A 6,763-nucleotide genomic window follows, 5' to 3' on the forward strand; every position below is an offset into this window, starting at 1 on the left:
TTCCCGCGACCACGCCCTCCCAGACGCGTGTCTGCTTTCGCCCGGAGTTCCTCGGCCCTATCCCGTCCCTCAGTAGAAGGTGATGGTGAACTGCTCCCATTGCCCCACGGCGGCGCCGGCGGCATACACCGAGCCGTCGCCGCCATTATCGGCATACAGGTAGCGGGGGTTGAGGAGATCGTTCGTCGACAGGGCCACGGTGTCTCCGGTGCCGATGGTGAGCAGGCCCGTGCCGGCTATCTTCAAGATGCGGAAGGTTTCATAGTTGCCAGGCGCCGTGGGGGTGGCTGTCACCCCCGAGCCGCCACCGTTCACGGCCATGACATAGTTACCTGAGGCCGTCTGCAGGTGGATGAGGTCGCCGGTCTGCAGTTCGAACCCGTTGCGGTCCACCAGTTGGAACTTCTCCCAGGGACCAACGCCGGCACGATTAGCGTTCACCGCGCCGCCGCCGCCGCCCTCGGCCACCACGTAGTGGCCGCGCAAGGCACGCAGGGAGATGGTTCTCGAGTAGAGACGCGCCACGGTTGCCGCGTCCGTGATGCTCAGCGAATCGCGCTGCCCGATGGCCTGCCCTCCCAGTGGCTCGATGGTGGGTAGCCCATTCCTCGAGAACGCCGTCCTCGGGTAGTGCATGATGGAGCCGTAGTCATAGGCGAGGATGTCGTCACCGTCGGCGATCTGCTGGCTGAAGTTCTGCTCATAGCCCGCGGTGATGTTCTCGGGCCGGATGAGCACGTAGGTATTGCGGTCCTCGCGCGACTGCTCGTGCCACAGACCCAGGGCGTGTCCGATTTCATGGATGATGTTGCCCGTGCTGCACGCGGCCTCCAGCGACACCATCTGCCTGCCACCAATCCGTCCCACGTGGGCACTGCACCCGGTGCCCGTCTGGAAATTGACGTAGTTCGGGTACAGCGCCGCGTTGAGCACGGTGCGTTGCACGAAGCGCAGGTGCGTACGCTGTTGCCAGTGATTGATGGCGTCCGTGATTCGCGCCTGGTTTGGCACAGCCGCGTCGATGGTGTAGGGCACCTCGGAGTTGGGCCAGCGGAAGTTTGCTCCGGTGATGGCCACGCCCTGGGCATGGACCCCCGGGGCGTGGATACCTCCCCGGGCATTCACCTCGCGCACGCGCGCCTCCATCTCCTCCACCGTGCCGAGAACCATGTCTCCCTCGAGGATGGCCAGGCCATCCACCTCGGCGTACTTCACTGGCACCAACTTCCCTCTCGCGGCGTTCCAGGCGTAGCCCTCGCGAACCGGGGCGCCAGCAGGCACTCGGGCCATCTCCGGGTCCAGGGCGGGACGCGACTCCAATCCCTCACCGCAGGCGGTGAGGAGCAGGCTGGGGATGAACAGTGCAACCAGCGCGGACTTCAATGTGCTTCGAAGCATGGTGCCTCCTTTCCGGAAGGCATTCCGGGGAGCAGGAGACAACCACACCACTCTGACATTTGTCGTTTGAAATCAAGGACCGTCATCAATTCGCGACATGCCCCGGAGACTCCGCCGCATGGAGGATGCACTGCGTCTGGACTCATGAGCGCCAAGGCGAACGGACACATGTGGATTCCCCGTACATCTTTTAACTCTAGACCTCGGGCTCCAGGCGTAACGTCAGTTCATGACAAGCCCAGGCGCAAGGGCTCCACCAGGAAGCGGGGGAGGCATTTCAGCGCCTTTGGGGCTCCAAGCATCCGGTTCGCCTCCGCTAACGGGCGGGGGGCGGGGGAAGTCCTCCTCGTTTGCCTATGCCGCGCCTGGATGACTGGCACTTCCGGTTGTGCTGGCGTCACCTCCACTCGAAGGTTTGACGCTTGGCCGCGCACCTGGGGCTCACCGGCACTGTTGGCGATGCGCTACCATTCCCATCTCTGCGCATCGATTCGCGGAGACGGGCACAGACATGACATGGACTTGGTGTCGATGGTCCTCCAGGGCTTGTTGGCTGGCAGCCCGAGAACGTTTGCCATCAAAGTGTTGCGTGCCTGGCAGCGGGGAGCACGGAATGGTGTCGTTCATTCCATGAGGAGAGGGGGCCATTCTGGGCTTCATCCTGCTCCTCGGAGGGAGACACTCGATGCGAAGTCATCCTGGTGTGCTGTGGTCGTGGGGACTGGGCGTGGCGCTGGCCTTGTCGCTGGGGGCGTGTGCCGTGGAGTCCCTCGATGAGACGGTAGGTCCTCCGGAGGATGGGGTGTCGCAAGCGGGTGACGCGGCGTTGACGCGTGAGCGGCCGGAAGCCTCCTTGACGTGGGACCCGTATGCGGACGCGGTGGTGTCGAGCACCACGGCGGCGGTGCTCAACGCGAGCGCGGCGTTGGGCGCTCCGGACGGGCAGGCCGCGACCATGCTGAGCGTGCTCAACTCGGCGCTGGTCCTGGACCTGGGCCAGGGAGAGGAAGGCACCGGAGACCTGCGCGTCTACTATCAGGGACTCACGCTGGCACTCGTGGCCCAGGTGGACTTCCTGAAGGCGGATGGGACCTTCATCGGCTCCAGCACGTTGCACCTGAAGGAGCTGGGCCTGGGGACGCATATCGCGGTGGCGACGTACCCGGGGAACGTGCCCTATCGCTACGTGCGCCTGAGAGGCGCGGTGCTCGCGCTCTACCTGGTGGACGCGGTGGAGACGTCGCTACGAGTCTTCTGTGGAGATGGAGTGTTGGGCGGATTCGAAGTCTGTGACGACGGCAATCAACTCTCGGGAGACGGCTGCAACAGCGTCTGCCAGTTGGAGCCGGGCTACACCTGCACGGGAGAGCCGACAGTGTGTACCGACATCGACGAGTGCGCCGCCGGTACCGACAACTGCAACGACAACGCCTCCTGCACCAACATCGGGGGCTCCTTCACCTGCGCCTGCAATGCGGGGTACGAGGGCGACGGCGTGAGCTGCACCAACATCGACGAGTGCGCCGCAAGCCCCTGCCTGAACGGTGGCACCTGCATCGACGGCATGGGTAGCTACACTTGCAAGTGCGCGCCCACCTACGAGGGGACCAACTGCCAGTCTTGCTCCGGCACCCTCGCGGACTGCAACGCGAACTCGTCCGACGGCTGCGAGGTGAACCTCCAGAGCGACGCCGACAGTTGCGGCGCCTGCGGCATCGTGTGCTCGACGGGCCAGATCTGCTCGAACGCCACCTGCCAGACCGCCCCCACTGGACAGGTCCCCGGCACGCCGGTCAGCTCCCCCGCGAACCACAGCCCGCTGGCCCCGGCGGTCGCCGATGTGAATGGCGACGGCAAGCTCGACATCCTGGTGGCCAATGCCGAATCCGGGTCGACCCAGACTCCCTCTGGCTCCCTCTCCGTCTTCCTGGGGAATGGCGACGCCAGCGTCCAGTCGGAGGTCAACTACGGGAGCGCCTCGCTCTCCAGCAACGCGGTCGTGGCCGTGGACGTGGACGGCGACGGGTGGCTCGACGCCGTCACCGTCAACGGCCAGACCAACCTGCCCCTCATCAACGGAAACATCAGCGTCTACAAGAACCTGGGCTCGAGCGCGCCCGGGACCTTCGGCGCGCCGACGAGCTTCACCACAGGCACCCCGGGCTCCGTCCACCTCTGCACCGGGGACTTCGATGACGACGGGGTGGCTGACATCGCCACGACCAGCGTGACCCAGAACCAGGTGAGCGTGCTCTTCGGCACCGGCGCGGGCAACTTCGGCGCGCCCACGTTCATCGGCATCCAGAGCACCGGCGGCGCTCAGTCGACCATCGCCTGCCGTGACCTGAACAGCGATGGCTTCTCCGATATCGTGGTGACGAGCCCCGCCAGCGCACGCCTGTCAATCCTCATCAACCAGGGAGACGGCACGTTCGCCGCACCAGTCGCCTACAGCAATTCCGCCAGCGGCCAGACGGCGGGCATCGCCTTCGGCGACGCCAACGGCGACGGCACGCTCGACATCCTCTCGAACGGCGCGGCCGGCCGGTACCTCTTCTACTTCAGAGGGAACGGCAACGGCACCTTCGCGAGCGGCGTTCAGTCAACCGCCGCGGCCACTACGGCCACCAACTCGGCGCTGGGCGTCGTGGCCGGTGACTTCAACGGCGATGGCAAGCTCGACGCCTACATCCTCGTTACAACGGCCTCGGGCGGCGTCCGCCCGATGACCGGCAACGGCAATGGAGGCTTCACCTCGGGCACCGTCGTCACGACCGGCGCCTCGCCTGGCCTCAACGCCATCGCCACCGCGGACATGGACGCGGATGGGTACGCCGATCTCATCCTGACCAACAGGGGCTCCGGCACCGTGACCGTGGTCCCCAACGGACTCTGAGTCGCACCCCTTTAAACATCTCGCTTGACGTAGTCGACGGCGCCGGCAGCGAGGACGCGTGACTTCGCGACCTGCCGGCGCACCTCGCTCGCTGGCGCGTAGCCTTTCTTCTTCGCTGGCCTCGGACCGCGAGGATGCTTGAGGAGCATCACAGGGTCTACACGCCTTGCCATTTCCACCAGCGTCCGGGCCAGCCGCTTCGATGTCTGGCCTTCGTATGGGACCCAGACTTCCTCCGGAAGGGCGGCCTTCATTCCGCCGTAGTACTCGCGCAGTTCGGCCGCGATGTAGAAAGGGGAGATGGGTTTCTCCTCGCACACCGGGTGGGCGGTCTGCACCGCCTGCAAAAGGGCCAACACGTCGTAGGCCAGCAGCGCAACGCAGAATCCAAGCAGGGCGCCCCGGGGAGAGCCAAGGCTTGGTACCTCACTTTCGAGGACGGACTCCAAGCGGCCCAAAAGGCATTCAATACGCCAGCGCGTGCGGTACAACTGGGCGAGGGTGGTGGCTGCCTTTCGGTTCGCTGGGACGTTCGTCAGCAGCCGGATGACGGTTTCGCCGTCCTTGGTCGGCGCGTCGAGTTCAATCTCGATGCGCCGCAGTCGCAGCAGGCCGTTGGCTCCGTCTGGAATGGACACCGGCTGCTCGAATACCGTGCAGGTCTCGATGCGCCCCACCTTCCTTCACGGGCGCTCCTCGCTCGGTGAGGGGTTGCGTGCATGTTCCCGCACCAGCAGGAAGGCATCGTGGGCGGCGAATGTCTGGAGAATCGAACGCGTGCTGAAACCTCGGTCCGCCACCCAGAGGTGTCCTGGCTGGACTTGCGGCAGCAGATGCTGGAGCAGCGAGCGCTCATGGTCATGCGCGTCCTCCCAGGGAAGCACGTCGGCCACCAGGTCCAGGTCCGGGTCACATGGTTCAGCTCAACCCGCCCCCCAGTTGCCCAAAAAGTCACCCATGGTGAGTCGCACGCCTTGGTTGCGCAAGATGCCGTAGGCGGTGGTCACGTGATAGAAGAAGTGGGGGATCGCGAATGCGATCAGAAACTGGCGGCCACTGGAGTGCATCGAGCCACGGCGGTGCTCGATAACAATCGCTCGTTCGAGGCCGGCTTCGAGGTCGCCTGGCGCTATCTCTCGGAGATAGGCGATCGTCGCATCGAGCCGCTGGTGCAGATCCGCAAAGCTCTTTGCATCGTTCGCGGCCGGCACCCGTGGCGCACCCAGCAACTGCGCGATCGCCAACCTGGCTCCCTCCGCGGCCCAGTGGACTTGCGCGGCGAGCGTGTACAGGTGCAGGTCAGCTGGCGCGCCACTCGCAAGGCCGTGCATGGGCCCTTCCGCAGCGAGTTGCGCGTCCAGCAACGCCGCCTCACCGCTGCCACTGGCAGCGGCATGGTCTTCGGCCTTCGTCAGCTGCGCTTTCAAGTTGGTCAATCCGCGGACGAACAGGCCCGCAGATAGATCATAGGCATTCAAAGACATGGCCCATCCTTCACAGCGTCAGGCGCCAGTGCCAACCGGCGCGTATTGATGAGTTGCGATACTTAACCGCACCTTGTCCCTCGCAGCCAGCGGAGCGTACGTCCAACCGGGTTCACAGGAGTCGTGGGCGCCCCCAGATTCACGGCTCGGATGAACCCGTCGGGGGTCGCGGGTTGAACCTGCATGAGCCGGCTGGAGCTGAGTGAGGAGCAGATGACCGAGATTCAGAACGCGCTGCGCTCGGGGCTGGGCTACTACCGCGCTCGACCCCAAGCAGTGCTCAGTCTTCTCGGCTCACTCTGGAGCCCGCCCCAATCAGCCGAGGCGTGAATCAGGGCGCTTCGATGTCCGGCGGCACCTGGAGTGCCAGGTCCTGGCAGCTCGCGGGCACCAGCCCCTTCGCCATGGCACTCTGGCGATACTGTCTTCGTAGCTTCAGGCTTCGACTTTCCGACTCCCCACCCTTCTGCTGCGGCTCATCAGGCGCCTGTTCGAGCGAGCAACCGTACACCTCACCTTCGACCCGGTGGGGCATGGAGGGCGAGTCGCCCGTCCGCGGCGAAGGTGGCGCGCACGTAGGCAGCGTCTCCTTCAGGCTCCACCGGGTGTACTGCCGCGACACCAATTCCAAGCGAGGCGGGATGTACTCGCTGCGGAACTGATACTCAAAGCGCGTCACGGTGCGCATCATGGGCACGTGACCGCATTTCTGACGGTGCTCGAAGCGCGTCACCATCCGCGTGCGCGGCACGGAGCGGGTCGTCTTCGAGGAAGGGTCGTACTGACTCTCGTAGTAGGTTTCCGAGACAGTGCGTGGCTCCGTGACGGACTGGCATTGAAACTGGCTTTCGAAAACAGGGCGGTCTCAAGCGGTGAACGCACCACGTGGGTGCTCACCATGGCACCCTGCTTGACGGGAGGCACTGGGTGCGAGGCAGAGGGAAAGCAGCAAGGCTGACAGGTGAGGACAGGCTGGAGATTCGTC

Annotated in this window: 6 protein-coding genes; 1 reads left to right on the forward strand and 5 read right to left on the reverse strand. The window is 65.0% G+C overall.

What is annotated here, in order from left to right:
• Positions 1-69 precede the first annotated feature (69 nt).
• Positions 70-1,398, reverse strand: coding sequence for a M12 family metallopeptidase (locus tag D7V77_RS21260; protein ID WP_172808825.1), 1,329 nt, complete (start codon positions 1,396-1,398; stop codon positions 70-72).
• 685 nt (positions 1,399-2,083) lie between these two features.
• Here D7V77_RS21260 and D7V77_RS21265 point away from each other — a divergent pair.
• Positions 2,084-4,294 (forward strand): FG-GAP-like repeat-containing protein, encoded by a 2,211-nt coding sequence (locus D7V77_RS21265; protein ID WP_120578117.1) that lies wholly within the window; start codon positions 2,084-2,086, stop codon positions 4,292-4,294.
• A gap of 11 nt (positions 4,295-4,305) precedes the next feature.
• Here D7V77_RS21265 and D7V77_RS21270 read toward each other — a convergent pair whose 3' ends face one another.
• From D7V77_RS21270 to D7V77_RS21285, 4 genes are all read right to left on the reverse strand, one after another.
• Positions 4,306-4,971 carry a transposase gene (locus D7V77_RS21270; RefSeq protein ID WP_120578118.1) on the reverse strand — a complete coding sequence of 222 codons (666 nt, stop codon included), beginning with the start codon at positions 4,969-4,971 and terminating at the stop codon, positions 4,306-4,308.
• Positions 4,972-4,977: 6 nt separating this feature from the next.
• Complete coding sequence (locus D7V77_RS21275; protein WP_120578119.1) at positions 4,978-5,187, reverse strand: hypothetical protein; 210 nt, start codon at positions 5,185-5,187, stop codon at positions 4,978-4,980.
• 30 nt (positions 5,188-5,217) lie between these two features.
• The gene (locus D7V77_RS21280; protein WP_120578120.1) at positions 5,218-5,778 is read right to left on the reverse strand and encodes a DUF1993 domain-containing protein; all 561 of its coding nucleotides are present in this window, start codon (positions 5,776-5,778) and stop codon (positions 5,218-5,220) included.
• 331 nt (positions 5,779-6,109) lie between these two features.
• Positions 6,110-6,469 (reverse strand): hypothetical protein, encoded by a 360-nt coding sequence (locus D7V77_RS21285; protein ID WP_158624453.1) that lies wholly within the window; start codon positions 6,467-6,469, stop codon positions 6,110-6,112.
• Between the last annotated feature and the right edge of the window lie 294 nt (positions 6,470-6,763).

The organism is Corallococcus sp. CA041A (assembly GCF_003612075.1).
Classification (GTDB): Bacteria; Myxococcota; Myxococcia; order Myxococcales; family Myxococcaceae; genus Corallococcus; species Corallococcus exiguus.